The sequence below is a fragment of the Streptomyces sp. NBC_01241 genome, assembly GCF_041435435.1.
Taxonomy (GTDB): Bacteria; Actinomycetota; Actinomycetes; order Streptomycetales; family Streptomycetaceae; genus Streptomyces.
The window spans coordinates 8207479-8222282 of record NZ_CP108494.1 but is presented as its reverse complement, the minus strand read 5'-3'; the positions used below and the strand labels follow the sequence as shown (position 1 = coordinate 8222282).

13 protein-coding genes and 1 pseudogene are annotated in these 14804 nt (G+C 68.8%); 2 read left to right on the top strand and 12 right to left on the bottom strand.

What is annotated here, in order from left to right:
- Nucleotides 1–32 precede the first annotated feature (32 nt).
- A pseudogene (locus tag OG306_RS37230) lies at nt 33–116 on the top strand (ISAzo13-like element transposase-related protein); the annotation flags it as partial.
- Between the two features lie 144 nt (nt 117–260).
- On the opposite strand, the gene OG306_RS37225 reads toward OG306_RS37230, so the two are convergent.
- From OG306_RS37225 to OG306_RS37170, 12 genes are all read right to left on the bottom strand, one after another.
- Nucleotides 261–1547, bottom strand: coding sequence for a glucarate dehydratase family protein (locus tag OG306_RS37225; protein ID WP_266750917.1), 1287 nt, complete (start codon nt 1545–1547; stop codon nt 261–263).
- A gap of 29 nt (nt 1548–1576) precedes the next feature.
- Entirely contained in the window at nt 1577–2539 is a 963-nt protein-coding gene (locus OG306_RS37220) for a 5-dehydro-4-deoxyglucarate dehydratase (RefSeq protein ID WP_266750915.1), read from the bottom strand.
- A 139-nt stretch (nt 2540–2678) separates the two neighbouring features.
- Nucleotides 2679–3500, bottom strand: coding sequence for an NAD-dependent epimerase/dehydratase family protein (locus OG306_RS37215; RefSeq protein ID WP_371666126.1), 822 nt, complete (start codon nt 3498–3500; stop codon nt 2679–2681).
- Nucleotides 3501–3594: 94 nt separating this feature from the next.
- Nucleotides 3595–3762: a hypothetical protein gene (locus OG306_RS37210; protein WP_266750913.1), complete on the bottom strand. Its 168-nt coding sequence runs from the start codon at nt 3760–3762 to the stop codon at nt 3595–3597.
- Nucleotides 3763–3810: 48 nt separating this feature from the next.
- Nucleotides 3811–4491: a GntR family transcriptional regulator gene (locus tag OG306_RS37205; RefSeq protein WP_241200358.1), complete on the bottom strand. Its 681-nt coding sequence runs from the start codon at nt 4489–4491 to the stop codon at nt 3811–3813.
- Nucleotides 4491–5372, bottom strand: a complete 882-nt coding sequence (locus tag OG306_RS37200; protein ID WP_266750910.1) for an amidohydrolase family protein — start codon at nt 5370–5372, stop codon at nt 4491–4493. Before OG306_RS37200 ends, OG306_RS37205 begins: the two co-directional genes overlap by 1 nt.
- A complete protein-coding gene (locus OG306_RS37195) occupies nt 5369–6307 on the bottom strand; it encodes an aldo/keto reductase (protein WP_266752623.1) in 939 nt (312 codons plus the stop codon). Before OG306_RS37195 ends, OG306_RS37200 begins: the two co-directional genes overlap by 4 nt.
- Complete coding sequence (locus OG306_RS37190; protein WP_266750909.1) at nt 6304–7092, bottom strand: ribonuclease activity regulator RraA; 789 nt, start codon at nt 7090–7092, stop codon at nt 6304–6306. Before OG306_RS37190 ends, OG306_RS37195 begins: the two co-directional genes overlap by 4 nt.
- Entirely contained in the window at nt 7079–9037 is a 1959-nt protein-coding gene (locus tag OG306_RS37185; protein ID WP_371666125.1) for a hypothetical protein, read from the bottom strand. Before OG306_RS37185 ends, OG306_RS37190 begins: the two co-directional genes overlap by 14 nt.
- 2 nt (nt 9038–9039) lie before the next feature.
- Nucleotides 9040–9876 carry a carbohydrate ABC transporter permease gene (locus OG306_RS37180; RefSeq protein ID WP_266750906.1) on the bottom strand — a complete coding sequence of 279 codons (837 nt, stop codon included), beginning with the start codon at nt 9874–9876 and terminating at the stop codon, nt 9040–9042.
- On the bottom strand, nt 9873–10853 hold the full coding sequence (locus tag OG306_RS37175) for a carbohydrate ABC transporter permease (protein ID WP_266750904.1): 981 nt from the start codon (nt 10851–10853) through the stop codon (nt 9873–9875). Before OG306_RS37175 ends, OG306_RS37180 begins: the two co-directional genes overlap by 4 nt.
- Entirely contained in the window at nt 10840–12099 is a 1260-nt protein-coding gene (locus OG306_RS37170) for an ABC transporter substrate-binding protein (protein ID WP_266750903.1), read from the bottom strand. Before OG306_RS37170 ends, OG306_RS37175 begins: the two co-directional genes overlap by 14 nt.
- Before the next feature lie 305 nt (nt 12100–12404).
- Between OG306_RS37170 and OG306_RS37165 the strand changes: the two genes are divergently transcribed.
- Nucleotides 12405–14561, top strand: a complete 2157-nt coding sequence (locus tag OG306_RS37165; protein WP_371666124.1) for a right-handed parallel beta-helix repeat-containing protein — start codon at nt 12405–12407, stop codon at nt 14559–14561.
- Nucleotides 14562–14804 lie beyond the last annotated feature (243 nt).

Sequence of the window (14804 nt, the reverse complement as noted above, 5' to 3'; positions counted from 1 at the left end):
AACTGCTTGGCACACTCAAGCAACGGCACTGGCCGGGCACATCGAAATGGAACAGGATTGAGCACCGGCTCTTTTCCCACATCTCCATGAACTGGCGCGGCAGGCCCCTGTCCGCGTCGGGGACGTGAGGGCCAGACGCGGCCACTCGCGTCCCCGAGCCTCCGTGTGTCGACACGAGCTGTCACGGCCCATGCGTGGTCACCGACTCCGAGCGAGTCGTGGAGAGTAGGCGTGCCCCGAGAGGCTGACCGGATCCCCGGTCACCACCGCGGCTTCGTCGGGTTGAAGTCCGGGTGGAACCGGCGCATGTAACCCGTGTCGTCGCGTCCGGTGATGCCCTGCCGAAGGTAGTTCTCATGCAGCCGGGCGAGCGCGTCCCGGTCCAGCCGCACGCCGAGCCCCGGCGACATCGGCACTGGCACGGCGCCGTCGACGAAGGTCAGCGGGCGCTCCACCACGTCGACACCCAGCTGCCAGGGCGTATGGGTGTCGGCGGCGTAGGACAGCTGCGGCAGTGCCGCGCCGAGGTGGGTCATCGCGGCAAGGCTGATGCCGAGATGGCTGTTGGAGTGCATCGACAGGCCAAGGCCCCAGGTCTCGCAGATGCCCGCCAGGCGCACAGACTGCCGCAGTCCGCCCCAGTAGTGGTGATCGGACAGGATGACCTGAACGGAGCCGCGATCGACGGCCTCGGGAATGTGGTCGAAGGAGACCACACACATGTTGGTGGCCAGCGGCATCCCGGCGGTCTCGGCGACGGCGGCCATGCCGGCCAGGCCCTCGGTCGGATCTTCGAGATATTCCAGCAGGCCCTGAGTCTCGGCGGCGACCCGACGGGAGGTCTCGACGCTCCACGCGGCGTTGGGATCGATGCGCAGCGGCAGCGCGGGGAACTCCTCACGCAGCGCGCGAATGGCGTCGAGTTCCACGTCGGGAGGGAAGACACCGCCCTTCAGCTTGATCGACTGGAAGCCGTACTTCTGCACCATCGTCCGGGCCTGGGCCACGATCCCGGCAGGGTCGAGCGCGGCGCCGAAGAGGTCCGGGGCATCGCCGGGATGCTGCGCCCACTTGTAGAACAGGTACGCCGAGAAGGGCACGGCGTCGCGTACCCGGCCGCCGAGGAGATCGTGGACCGGACGGCCGATCGCCTGGCCCTGTACGTCGAGGCAGGCGACCTCGAATGCGGAGAAGACCCGCAGCGACACCTTCTCCGGGCCCATGCCGCCGGACGGACCGAGTTTCTCCGACGGCGCGTCAACGGTGCCGAGCAGCCCGTCCACCACGGACTTGATGTATTCGGTCCGGAACGGGTCCAGCCCGATCAGCAGCGGTGCCACCGTACGCAGCACCGCCAGGTGCGAGGCGTCGCCGTAGGTCTCGCCGAGCCCGACGAGTCCGTCGCCGCAGTCGACTTCGATGATCGCGCGCAACGCCCACGGCTCGTGGCAGCCCACGGCGTTGAGCAACGGCGGGTCAGGGAATGCGATGGGCGTGATGCGGATGTCGACGATCGTGGGGTGCCCTGACGGGCTCTGTGGCTCCATGGGGCCCTTCCTCGTACGAGAACCAGTCGTCATGCGCGGGACTCCTCCAGTCGACGGAGCGCCGTGCGTCCGCGGTCCACGATGGACGCGAGTTGCGCGACGTGCTCCGGTGTGGCCTCCACCAGCGGCGGGCGGACGGGGCCGACGGCCAGACCGGCCAGCTGCGCACCGGCCTTAACCAGCGAAACGGCGTAGCCGGGCACGCGGTCGCGCAGCGCGGCGAACGGCAGGTAGAACTCCGTCAGCAGTGTTCGCTGCGCCTCCTCGTCGTCGTCGCGCACAGCCCGGTGGAACGCGGTGGCGATGTCGGGGGCAAAGCAGTGCACCGCCGAGGAGTAGCTCTCCACGCCGATCGCTGCGTAAGCCCGTGCGCTGAGCTCCGCAGTCGGCAGGCCGTTGAGGAATCCGAACTCGGCGGCGCGGGGGTGTCCGCTGGTACGTACGGCGGTGACCAGGCGCAGCATCGCGTCGACGTCGCCGCGGCCGTCCTTGATGCCCACTACGTTCGGGATGTCGAGCAGCTCCACCGCGGCTGCCGGATCGAGGACCGCGTTGGCCCGCTGGTAGACGGTGATCGGCAGCGGTGTGGCCGCGGCGACGTAGCGAATGTGGTGCACCAGCCCCTGCGGGGTGGACGTCAGCAGATAGGGGGGCAGCAACAGCAGTCCGTCGACGCCGCATTCCTGTGCGGCCAGCGCGAACTTCCGCGCGACCCGCGGGCCTCCGCCCGCCCCGGCGAACACCGGTATGCGTCCGGCGACCTGCTTCACCGCGGTGGCCACGACCTGCCGGTACTCGTCGAGCCCGAGCGCGGGGAACTCGCCGGTGCCGCACGCCACGAACAGCCCGCTGGGTCCGGCGGCGATCTGTGCCTCGACGTGGGAGGCGAAGACGTCCAGGTCGACCTCGTCGGCGTCGTCGAAGGGAGTCAGAGGAAAGGAGAGCAGTCCCGAGAGCCGCGTTGTTCGTTCATCGCATTTCACGGTATTCATGGATGAATCTCCACTTCAAGGGTTACCTCGGCCGAGGCGGTACTCGGCCGACTGTTACGAGCAGATGGCTGTTATGAACGGATGGCTGTCACGAACGGACGGCTGTTACGAACGGATGGCTGTTACGAACGGATGGCTGTCACAAGGTCTGTCCCAGCGGGATGGCGCACCAGTCGCCCCCGAGCCGGGGTGTGATCGGGTCGGCAGGGTCCGGCAGGCCGCACTCGCCGATCACCTCGGGTGCGAACTGCTCGGCGTCGTCGAGCGGGTGGTAGCCGATCGCCTCACCTTCGGCCAGGCTCACCCAGCCCCGGGTGTTGCGGCTGACTCCCCAGACGATCCGGTAGCCGGGTTCGCGGCAGCTCAGGCAGGCTTCGACGAGGCGGTGTCCGTCCGCCGGTGACAGCCAGGTGGACAGCCCGCGCATCCCGTTCGGCGTCGGGAACCAGCTTCCGATGCGCAGACAGATGATGTCCATGCCGAAGCGGTCGTGGTACAGGCGCCCGGCGGACTCGATCGCGGCCTTGCTCCAGCCGTAGAGGGTGTCCGGGCGGGCCGGTGCGTCTGCGGCGACCGGAGTGCCGTCGTACTGGTGGAAGCCGACGGCATGTGCCGAGGAGGCGAGGACGACCCGGGGCACGCCGGCCAGCCGGGCCGCCTCCAGGAGGTTCAGTGTGCCGCGCACGTTGCGGTCCAGTACGTCGTCCAGGGTGGACTCGACGCTCTGGCCGCCGAGATGGACGATCGCGCTGACGCCCCGGCATGCCTCCAGCAGCGCCTCGGTGTCGGTGAGAGAGGCGATCACGGTCTCCTCCGCTCCGCTCCCTTCGACGGCGGCCGGCGTGGTGATGTCGAGAAGCCGCAGCGTGCGGCCCTCCCGCGCCGCCAGCGGCCGCAGTTGCGTGCCGACCCTGCCAGCGGCGCCCGTGAGAAGAATCCGGGTGGTATCGGTGGAGCCCATGGCGTGCGCGCCTTGCCGGGGCATGCGGAACCTCCAATGTCGTTCGATGCGTGACTGAGCGGCGTCCATGACCGGCAGCGGCCCGGCCTTCCGGTCACGCCCCGGCGCCGGTGATCAGGTGGCCGAGCCGTAGCCGGGCCACCCAAGTCAGCGCCGGGAGAGGGCAGTACCGGTGGCCGCTGGCGAACACGTCGCCCGCGCCCACCGGTTCGCCGTACACCGACAGCGACCCGTACCGTTCACCGCGGTCATGGGTGAACACGGTCGCGGTACGGATCGCGCCCGCCTACCGTGTTGCAGCCGGATGGTCCTATTCGTCGCGCTGCGACGGCTTGGCCGCGCCGGTCGCGTGGCGACGGAAGGCCTCTGCGGCGTCGTCCTCCCGGCCGTTGACGAGTATGTCGAGCAGGCGCGCGTGTTCGTCGACCAGCTTGTCGCGGCTGCCGGTGTAGAACGGGTTGGAGACCACGCGCAGCGTCCAGAGACTGGGCTCCATCACCTCCCACAACCGCGGCAGCAGGTGGTTGCCGCTGGCCTGGCAGACGAGGCGGTGGAAAGCCATGTCGCTGTCGCGGAAGCTGCTCGGGTCGTCGTGCAGGGCCGCCCGTCGCATGTCGTCGATCACCGAGTTCAGCTGGTCGACGTAGCCCTCGGCGCGGCGCTGGGCGGCGGCTCGGGCGGCGAACTCCTCCAGCAGACCGCGCAGCTCTCGTGCCTGCTCGGCCTGCTCGATCGAGATGCTGGCGACCCGGCTGCCCAGCCGTGGCACGTGAGTGACCAGGCTCTCGTGTACCAGCCGTTTGACGGCCTCGCGCACGGGAGCCTGGCTGATGCCCAGGCGTTTGGCGATGTCGGATTCGACGATCCGCTGATCCGGCGCCATCTCGCCGCTCAGGATGGCCGAACGCAGCAGCCGGTAGACGCGGTCGGACAGCAGCCCGCCCGACGTCATGCCCCTGTTCTGTTCGAGCAGATCGTTCAGACCAGTCATCAGTGCTCCCTCTGCCGGATCATTGTCATCCTGTCCATGGTGGACGTGCCCGCCGGATCGAGTCCGTAGGCCCCGACGGCCGTTCCGCCCCATACTGCGGCGGCTTCGTCCGCGGTCAGCCCGCCCAGCACACCGGCCGCGGCCCCGGCCACGTCCTCGTACGCCGACCACTGTGTGCTGACCGGCCAGTCGGACCCGAACATCAGCCGGCGTGGCCCGAACACGTCGAGCAGCACCCGAGCAACGGCATCCATGGGCACTCCGCCCGGCTCGGCGGTGGCCTTGCCGAGTCCGGACAACTTGCACACCACGTTGGGTAGTCGGCCCAGTGGCGTCAGCTGCGCGGCCCATTCGCTGAGGCCTTCGCGCCGCACATTGACGGCCGAGATCGCGGCGTGGTCGACGACGAACCGCACCTGCGGCAGGTCCCTGGCCGCTGCGTATGCCTCACGCAGAGTCCCGTGCCCCAGCAGCAGGTCCATGGTCAGGCCCCGCTCACCGAGAGCCGCGAGTGAACGCCGCACCTTGGGCAGTCCGAGACGGGCGCCCTCGCCTGCCCCGACCGGGTCACGGACCCCGACCAGCGCCGAACTCCCGTCCTCCGCACGGAGTGCGTCGATCGTGTCCACAGCGGCCGGATCGGCGAGATCCGCGTGGACGACGACGCCGGAGAGCCGTGCGGACCGCGCGGCCAGGCTCAGCAGCCAACGGGCCTCGGCCACGGTCCGCCCGGCCTGCACGACCACAGCCGTCACCGATCCGGCGGCCGCGGTGAGGTCGTCGAGGAGGAAGGGGCGGTTCAGTTCGCCCGCGGACCGCAGCCACGCGTGGTCGTGCAGGCCGGGGTCCCACAAGTGGACGTGTGCGTCGAGGGCGGTCACGGCGTCGGCACCTCCTGCGGGAGCAGCCCCGCCGCGCGCAGCTCTGCCCACAGGTCGGCGGGGACGGTGGTCTGCGCCATGGCGAGGTTCTCCCGCACTTCATCGGCCGTCCTGGCTCCGACGACCAGAGTGGACACGGCAGGATGCCCCCACCCGAACTGCAGGGCCACCGCCTTCATCGGCACCCCGTGGCGGGCACAGATCTCCGCGATGGCCAGCGCGGCGGCAACCTGGTGCGGTTCGGCTGTCCGGTAGTCGTACCTCGCGCCGGGTCGCGGATCGGCCAGCAGGCCGGAGTTGTACACCCCGCCCAGGACGACCCCGACACCGCGAGCCTCGCATTCGGGCAACAGGCCCGTCAGAGCTTCCTGGTCGAGGAGAGTGTACCGGCCGGCCAGCAGCACGCAGTCCACGTCGACCCGCGTGACGATCCGCTCCAGCATGGCGCTCTGGTTCATGCCCGCGCCCACCGCCGACACCACGCCTTGCTCCCGCAGGTCGATCAGGGCGCGGAAGGCCCCCGCGAGGGCCTCCTGCTCATGGTGGTCGGGGTCGTGCACATGCGCGATGTCCACCCGGTCCAGGCCGAGCCGGGTCAGGCTCTCCTCCAGGCACCGCATGGTGCCGTCGTAGGAGAAGTCCGGCTCGGCCCCGTCGCCGGTCAGGAGGTATCCGACCTTGGTCGCGACGACGACCTCGGACCTGGGCACCCCGGCCAGCACCTGGCCGAGGCGCTGTTCGGACACGCCGTTGCCGTACCGGGGAGCTGTGTCGAACAGGCGCGTCCCGCCCGCCAGCGCGGCATGCACCGTGCCGGTGGCGTCCTGCTCCGGAACCGGCTCGTACAGGTTGCCCAGGGGCGCGCAGCCCAGGCCGAGCCTGCCGACCGTGAGACCGGTGCGGCCCAGCACACCCGGGCCCGAGACCTGGTTCATCGCTGCGACGACCGCTGCTGGTCGCGCCACTGCTCGTACTCCGCGCGCGACTCCGAGGTCAGCGGGTAGTAGTTGCCGAGCTTGGCGCCCTGGTCGAGGCGCATCCGGCTGAACACCTCCCACTCCTGGTGGTCCTGGGCCGTGGCGACCACCTCGGGTGCGGTCGCCTGGGGGACGACGACGGCGCCGTCGTCGTCGGCGACCACGATGTCGCCGGGCAGGCACAGCACTCCGCCGGCGGCAACCGGCACGTCGTACGCCCAGGGGAACAGTTCCGACTGGGAGGCGTAGTGCGGGGTGGTGCCGGTGCACCAGATCGGCACGCCGAGCTCGCGGATCCGCGGAGCGTCCCGGATCCGGCCGTCGACGACGATCCCGGCGCCGCCCTTGCGCTTGAAGTAGCGGACGAGCATGTCGCCGACACAGCCGCTGAACGCCGACCCGTACGCCTGGATGACGAGGACGTCACCGGGCTGTACCGCCTCCAGCACCGCCCACAGGGCGGTCTGGCGCTCGACGGCCTCCTGGGCCAGGCCGCTGGCTATGTCCTCGCGCTGCGGCATGAACTGGAGCGTCAACGCCGACCCGGCGATCTTCTGCCCGGTCGCGAGGGGCTGCGGCCCCTCCATCCACGTGCGCCTGATGCCCATGCCGTGGAGCTTCGCGCACGCGGTGGCGCTGCTCACCTGGCCCATCTGGCCCACCAGTTCCGCATCGGCACGCTGGTACGCGTCGCCGCGCACCGGGAGGGGGAACACCGGCTGGGCCTGTTCATCGGTCGTCATTCTGCTTCTCCTGGTATCGGTCGAACGTGGGGTGGCTCGGGGTGAACTGGTGGCGCCGGACCTGCATGTCGAGGCCGAGCCGGGTACCCGGCGGCAGGATCACCAGCAGGTGGTTGTCGCGCACGTCGATGCGCCGGGTACTGGTCGTGAACTCGTCCGCCCGGTAGGCGCGGTTGGGGCCGGGGTAGCCGTCGTCGAGTTGATCCACCACGACGTGGTCGATGCCGTCCTCGGCGAACGCGCCGGCCTGGACGACCACACGCCGTTCTTGCGTATTGCTCAGGTTGACCAACTGGACGCCGACCCGGGTCTCGTCGAGCCCGTCGACGAGGGCGGCGACGTCGGCCGGCAGGCCGGGACGGCCGCGGTCGGCGTCCCAGTAGCGCACCCGGGACTGCTGGAGCCCGCCGTTGTAAGGAGCGGCGGGAGCGCCGGTGGTCAGCTGCACCAGGATCTCGGTCACCACGGGATTGAGCCGCTGCCACCAGTGGATGTCATCGGTGCGGACCGATGACGCGTCCTCGTGGACGAGTGCCATCCTGCGGGCGACCTGACCCAGCGCCATACCGAGGGCCCGGGCCGGGTAGTCGGGGTTGCGACCGTCGAGGTAGGCGAGCCACGGCGCCTCGTGTCCAGCCTCCTCCTTGTCGCGGAAGGCGTGCACGGTCGTCCAGTCGTAGCCGCATTCGCGTTCCACGCGGTCCAGCCGCTGCCGGTCCTGCGGGTCGCCGGAGCACCACCAGATCCAGGCCGGGAAGGCGATCTGCAGCGGCTGGTGGTCGAACCAGCCGTGCAGGCCGTACCGGTAGGGAACCAGTTGCAGGTCGCTGTCGGCATCAGGGCCGAGGCGCTGGAGCCAGGTCGAGGCCATGCTGGAGTCACCGTCACCTACCGGCCCGCGCGTCGCCTCTTCCAGCACCCGGTCCAGTGGGGCACGGGCCAGGTCGAACCACGCGTTGTCGCCGGTCACCAGAGCGGCGTTCATGGCAGCGACGACCGCGACCGCGCCGACGCTGTGCAGACCGTGCGGCCAGGTCCAGCCGTACGGGCCGCCGTACCAGCGGCCGTCGTGCAGCTCACCGACCTCCCCGCAGGGCCCCACGTTGTCGGGGATGACGCCGCCCGCGGCGGCGGCCCGGTCCCGCCAGGCCTGCACGTAGTCGACGAGCCAGTCGCGGTACCGGTCCTCGCCCGTGTACAGCCACGCGTTGGCGATCAGCGAGGTGGAAGCGAGGTTCACCGCGACGTCGCCGTCGCCGAGCCGCCGGTTCATCGCCTCGCCCATACGCCGCGCGTTGACGGGGTCGGCCAGGTCGTCCCAGGTGTCGATGCCGGGCAGATCCTCCAGGGGCAGGCCGTACGGTTTCATGTTGGTCAGTTCCGCGCCGAACCCCTGCGCCCATGCGTCATCCACCCCCCGGCGCGGCCCGCCGGCCCCGGTGTGCGGAGCCCGGATGATCCGCTGCGAGCCGTCGACGTTGCCGACGGGCGAGGTGGGCAGGTAGAGGTCGGCGAAGCGCAGCGCCCGCCGGCGGAACGCCTCGTCGGACGGGTCGGCCGCGCAGATCCCGTAGAACATCAGCAGCGACTCGCCCTGGTGGAACCAGTCGTACCCGCGCTCGTACTCGTCGACCAGGAACCCGGCGTCGGAAAGCTGCCGGGTGATCCCGTTCCAATGCTTCTTGCTGGCGTCGAGCAGGTCGTCCGCCCCGCCGAGCATGTACAGCATCGGCCAGTTGAAGAACGGTTCGTAGAAGTCGTCCGCCCCGTCACGGCCTTTCAGTTCCCCGTCGAAGCGCAGCCCGCCGTCGGGGTGGCAGTACCGGTCCTCGAAGACCCGCCATGCGTCGTCCAGCACCGAGAACAGCTGTCGTTGCAGTACGGCCCAGGCCGGCGGTTCGCAGGCCGGCACGGACGCCGTCACGCTCACCATGTGCTTGCCCACGGTCACCCCTTCGTCGCGCCGGCGGTGAGGCCACCGACGATCTTGCGTTGCATGATCACGAAGAAGACCAGCACCGGTGCGATCGCCAGGAGCAGCGTCGGATAGACCACGGACAGGTCGGTGGTGTGCAGACCGATAGCGGAGTACACGCCGGTCATCACGGTATACAGGCCCGACGTCGGGCCCAGCACGATCTGCGGGTTCACGAAGTCCGTCCAGACCCCGATGGTGTGCAGGACGACCGCGGTGACCACGACCGGCCGCATCAGCGGGAAGATCACTTGCCAGAAGGTGCGCAGCCGGCCCGCGCCGTCGATCTGCGCCGCCTCGTCGAGCTCCCGGGGGATGGACTTGATGTAGCCCACGAACAGGAACATCGACAGGGGCAGGGTCAGCGTCGCCTCGTACATGACGAAGCCGGGGATCGTGCCCATCAGACCCGTGAAGCGCAGCACGTAGATCACCGGGATGACCAGGACCTGCCCGGGGATGAACAGCCCGGCCAGGAACACCAGCAGCATCCCCTTGTGCCACGGGCGGGTACCCCGGGCGATGACGTAGGCGGCCGGACCGGCAAGCGCCAGAGACAGCGCGTTGACCAGGACTACGAACAGCACCGTCACACCGAACGCCTTGATGATGTTGTAGTCCGGCGACGACAGCGCCGATCGGAGATAGTCCGTGGACAGCACGCCCGGGTCGGCGGAGAACGGCCGTTGACGGATCGCCGATTCCGGTTTGAACGCGTTGACGATCACGAGGTACAGCGGCGCCAGCATGACCAGTGCGAAGAGACCGAGCATGACCGAGCCGACCCGGCTGCCTGCATTGCGGTTCACAGTTCCACCGCCTTCTCGCTGCGCTGGCGCAGCGCCACGATCACGACGGCGAGCACCGCGATGACGACCATGAGGACGATGCTCTGGGCCGAGGCGTAGCCGATCTTCCCGTTCAGGAACGACTCCGACAGGACCAGGTACGCGTACGTCTGCGTGTGGCCGGCCGGACCACCGTCGGTCATCGCCAGTACCAGGTCGTAGACCCGCAGCAGCTGGACGAGTACGAGGACCACGTTGATCGTCACCGTGGGTGCCAGCATCGGCAGCACGACCTGGCGGAACGTCTGCCAGCGTGAGGCGCCGTCGATGCGCGCCGCCTCCAGGAGCGACTCGGGGATCGTCTGCAGCCCGGCGAGGTAGAGGACCACGTTCACCCCGAACGTCGACCAGATCACCACGAAGACGACCGCTGCGAGCGCCCACTGCGGATCGGACAGGAACGGGATCTTCGAGCGGTGCGCCGCGGTCAGGAGGGTGTTGACCGCTCCTTCGCTGCTCAGTATGGCCGACCACAGGAAACCGATGATGACCGCGCCGAGCACGTGCGGGTAGAAGAACAGGCCCCGCAGCATCGCTTTGACGCGCCCCTGGCCGTTGAGCATGACCGCGAGGCCCAGGCCGAGGACGTTGCAGGCCACGGTGCCGACCACCGCGATCACGAGCGTGACGTATGCCGCGCTCGCCACGTCCGGGTCGTGGAACAGCTGAACGTAGTTGTCCAGGCCGACGAATTTGGAGTTGTCGGAGAAACCGTCCCAGTCGGTGAGGCTGAGCCGTCCGGCGACCACGACGGGGATGAGGATGAAGGCCACGATCGCCGCCAGTGCGGGGCCGACCATGAAGATGCTGGGCAGGCTGCGGGCGGCGCGTGCGCGCAGCGGGCGCGGGGAAGTGTGGTGAGTGTGACGGGGGCGCTCGGGGACCGGCGGGTTGTCCGACGGTCCAGGAGCGGTAAGCGTCACGTTACTTGGGCGCATTCGCGGCCCACCACTTGTCCATGGCACCCGCCACCTGATCGGCTGTCGTCCCGAGATACATGCTCTGGACCTGGGTGTTGAACTCCGCGGGGAAGCCCGCCGGGGAAGAGTTGTCCCCCAGCCCGGGGCCGATCGCCACGGTCTTGCCGCCGGCCTCGTCGAGGAGCTTCGCGATGTCCTTGGTCAGCGGGGAGGCTTCGTAGCTGTATCCGGTACGGAAGTTGCCCTCCACGCTCAGCGCCTTCGTGATCGCCTTCTTGTCGCTGACCAGGTACTTCACCAGGTCTATTGCCGCGTCCGCGTGCCTGGAGCTCTTGAGCACCGAGTACGGCATGGCCGGGTTGGCCGCCTGCGGCGGCGTGGAGCCGTCGAACGTGGGGACGGGGAACACGCCCGCGTCGATGCCCGGCTTCGCTTCGGCGAGCGAGGCCACCAGCCAGTTGCCCATCACCATCGTCGCCGACTTGCCGGCTGTGAAGTTGTTGATCATGTCCTGGTACTTGATGCCGTTGGCGTCCTTGGGAACCAGACCGTCCTTGATCCAGGACTGGTAGACGCCCAGGTACTTGGCGTAGTTGCTGCCGGCGAAGGTCACGGAGCCCTTGTTCCGCTTCGCGTACCACTGCGGCTCGGTGTTCATCACGTTCGGGTTGGCCATCATCAGGGCCTGCGCGCCGGTGGTCCACTCACCACCGGTCTGCAGCGGCGTGTAACCGGCGCCCTTCAGCTTGCGCAGCGCGGCGGTGAACTCGTCGACCGTCTTGGGCGTCCCGGTGACACCGGCCTTGGCGAAGGCAGCCTTGTTGTAGAACACCAGCGACTGGAGCTGGACGCCGGTGCCGGCCATCCACACCTTGCCGTCCAGCTCGGACGCCTCCGCGAACGGTGCGTCCTTCACCCACTGCTCGTCGGGCAGCGGCTCCATCTGTCCGGCGAGAGCCGTGTTCTGCCCGCCGGCGAGGATGTCGGGCGGGCTGCCCGCGGCCAGTTGCTGCTTCAGCGTGTCCTCGATGCCCCTGCCGGTGGGCGCCTCGATCGTGACCTTCACTCCGGGGTGACTGGCGACGTACCCCGCCACCAGGTCCTTGTAGAACTGCTTGGTCAGCACCGGAGTGATGTTGACCAGCATGCGGATGTTCTTGTCGCCGCCTGCTGAGTCCGAGCCGGTCGAGCAGCCCGTGAGCAGTGCGGCGGATATGGCGATGGCACCCAGCTTGACCAGGTGCCGGCGAGAACCCGAAACCATCGAAACCTCCATCGATCGCTTATCGCTTATCGCTTATCGATAGCGAGCTCACCATCGAGGACCTGGCGGACGACGGTCAAGGCCTGTCGACGGAGGCGTTACCCGTTCGCAACCTGCACTCCGTGCGAACTGTGCTTCATTCAGCGGGTTTTGAAGGATCCCTTGACACTCGTCACCGCCGACCCACTACTTATCGCTCAGCGATTATCGATTAGTCGGAGCGTCGTGCAACGCAGGCTCGGCCGGAGGCGCTGTGCGCCCGGACCGAGGGCCCGGTTCCAGTAGGCACCTACGAAAGGCACAACATGTCCAGATTCTCTCGACGTGATCTCCTCAGGGCTGCCGGGGCCGTCGGCGCGGTCGCGTCGGCGGCCCTCATCGCCGGGCCGGCCTACGCCGGTACCGGTGACCGGCGGGACCGGCCCAAGGACCAGAAGTCCTTCTTCGTGGCAACGAACGGGAAGGACTCGAACCGGGGCACGCAGGCCGCGCCGCTCGCGACGCTGGAGAAGGCGCGCGACGTGATCCGGACCTGGCGGCAGGGGGCGCCGGGCCGTGCCACGGCACCGGTGACCGTCTTCCTCCGGGGCGGCACGTACCGGCGGACGCGAAGCTTCACCCTCGAAGCGCAGGACTCCGGTGCGCCGGGCCGGCCGGTCACCTACGCCGCCTACAACGGCGAACAGGTCCGGCTCGTCGGCGGCGTGGACCTGCCTGCTACCGGGTTCGAGGCGGTCAGCGACGAGGCGATACGCAACCGTCTCCCGGCCGGGTCACGTGACATCGTCCGCGAGTTCGACCTGAAGGCGCTCGGGATCAACGACTACGGCCAGATCGTCCAGACCGGATACGGCCTGCCGCGCACGGTCACCCCGCCCGAACTGTTCTTCAACAGCGAGGCGATGACCCTCGCCCGTTACCCGAGCACCGGGTTCCTCGCCGTCGGCCAGGTCATCGACCCGGGCGGGAACCCCCGCAGCGTCCTCGGTGACCCCGACAAGATGGCCGCCGAATTCGCCAAGGGGGCCACGTTCAAGTACACCGACCCCCGGCCGTCGACCTGGACCGACACCAGTGACGTGTGGATGCAGGGCTACTGGTTCTACGAGTGGGCCGACGGCAACCTTCAGATCAAGGCGATCGACCCGGCGGCGCAGACGGTCTCCACCAAGACCGCCAGCATGTACAGCGTCAAGGCGGGCCAGCGCTACTACTACTACAACGTGCTTGAGGAACTCGACTCGCCGGGTGAGTGGTACCTCGACCGGGCCACCGGGAAGCTGTACCTGTACCCGCCGAGTGACCTGTCCGGCGCGTCGGTGCAACTGTCGCTGCTCGCCGACCCGATGGCCGTCCTCAACGGCTGCTCGAATGTCACGTTCGCGAACCTCATGTTCGAGGGGTCGCGCGGAGACGGCATCGTCATCACCGACGGCACGTCCAACACGGTGGCGGACTGCACCCTGCGGCTCCTGGGCGGTCGCGCGGTCACGATCGGCGACTCAAGTGTCTCGGCCGGACCGCACGGCGGAACGCGGAACGAGGTCCGCGGCTGCCACATCCAGGCCACCGGCCAGGGGGGCATAGCCCTCGCCGGCGGTGACCGGGCCACCCTCACCCCGGCGCGCAACCGGGCGGTCGGCAACGAGATCCACGACTACAGCCGCCTCCAGTTGACGTACAGCCCCGCGGTCGAACTCGCCGGTGTCGGAAACCACGTCGCCAACAACCACATCTACGACGCGCCGCACGTCGCCATCCTCTTCCGCGGCAACGACCACGTGATCGAGTACAACGAGATCAACGATGTGGTGAAGGAGACCAACGACGCCGGCGCCATCTACGCGGGACGGGAGTGGACCGGACGCGGCACGGTCATCCGCTACAACTTCCTGCACGACATCGTCGGCAGCGGCGGATCCCACTTCGCCTCGGGCGTCTACCTCGACGACTGCTTCTGCGGAACGACGATGTTCGGCAACATCTTCTACAAGGTCGACACCGCCTTCCAGGTCGGCGGCGGCCGGGACAACATCATCACCAACAACATCATGCTGTCGTCCGGCCGTTCGGTGACGCTCGACGAACGAGGACTCAACTGGGCGGCGGAGAACGTGGCACCCGGCGGCGCGTGGGGGATGTACAACCTGCTGGCCGCCGTTCCCTACCAGAAGGAGCCGTGGCGGTCGCGCTATCCGAACCTCGTGAACATCGCCGACGACCAGCCGGCGTACCCGAAGTACAACGTCGTCGAGTACAACGCGCTCTACACCGTCGCCGCGCTGGACATCGCCCCGTCCGCGCGCACGTACGGAACGGTTGACCGCAATCTGACACTCACTGCCGACCCCGGCGTCGTGACAGTCGTGGACGGGAAGCCGACCCTGGGCAACGACGACCTGATCGCCTCTCACCTCCCCGGCTACCAGCGGATACCCATGAGCCGGATCGGACTCTCGTGACCCGCGCGGCCGAAAGCCGCAGGGCAGGGAACCGACCCAGTCACCAATAGATAAATTAGTAATTAATCTTGACGGTGGCCCGGTTGCCCCGTCAGTCTGTATCAGCCGAACGAGGGCCCGGCCGCCTGGGTCAGGAGGCCGGGCCTCGTTCCGTGGGCGCGCATGCGGAGTCACAGGCACACCTCAGCACAGCACAGAGCCGCACCTTTCTGGTCACCCCGCAGTCCAACTCGTCGTACGCAT

What these genes read in the sequence shown, in the direction of transcription:
- OG306_RS37165 (WP_371666124.1), top strand. Translation starts at nt 12,405, where the DNA reads ATGTCCAGATTCTCTCGACGTGATCTCCTCAGGGCTGCCGGGGCCGTC.
- OG306_RS37190 (WP_266750909.1), bottom strand. Translation starts at nt 7,092, where the DNA reads ATGACGACCGATGAACAGGCCCAGCCGGTGTTCCCCCTCCCGGTGCGC.
- OG306_RS37220 (WP_266750915.1), bottom strand. Translation starts at nt 2,539, where the DNA reads ATGAATACCGTGAAATGCGATGAACGAACAACGCGGCTCTCGGGACTG.
- OG306_RS37170 (WP_266750903.1), bottom strand. Translation starts at nt 12,099, where the DNA reads ATGGTTTCGGGTTCTCGCCGGCACCTGGTCAAGCTGGGTGCCATCGCC.
- OG306_RS37175 (WP_266750904.1), bottom strand. Translation starts at nt 10,853, where the DNA reads ATGCGCCCAAGTAACGTGACGCTTACCGCTCCTGGACCGTCGGACAAC.
- OG306_RS37215 (WP_371666126.1), bottom strand. Translation starts at nt 3,500, where the DNA reads ATGGGCTCCACCGATACCACCCGGATTCTTCTCACGGGCGCCGCTGGC.
- OG306_RS37195 (WP_266752623.1), bottom strand. Translation starts at nt 6,307, where the DNA reads ATGAACCAGGTCTCGGGCCCGGGTGTGCTGGGCCGCACCGGTCTCACG.
- OG306_RS37225 (WP_266750917.1), bottom strand. Translation starts at nt 1,547, where the DNA reads ATGGAGCCACAGAGCCCGTCAGGGCACCCCACGATCGTCGACATCCGC.
- OG306_RS37205 (WP_241200358.1), bottom strand. Translation starts at nt 4,491, where the DNA reads ATGACTGGTCTGAACGATCTGCTCGAACAGAACAGGGGCATGACGTCG.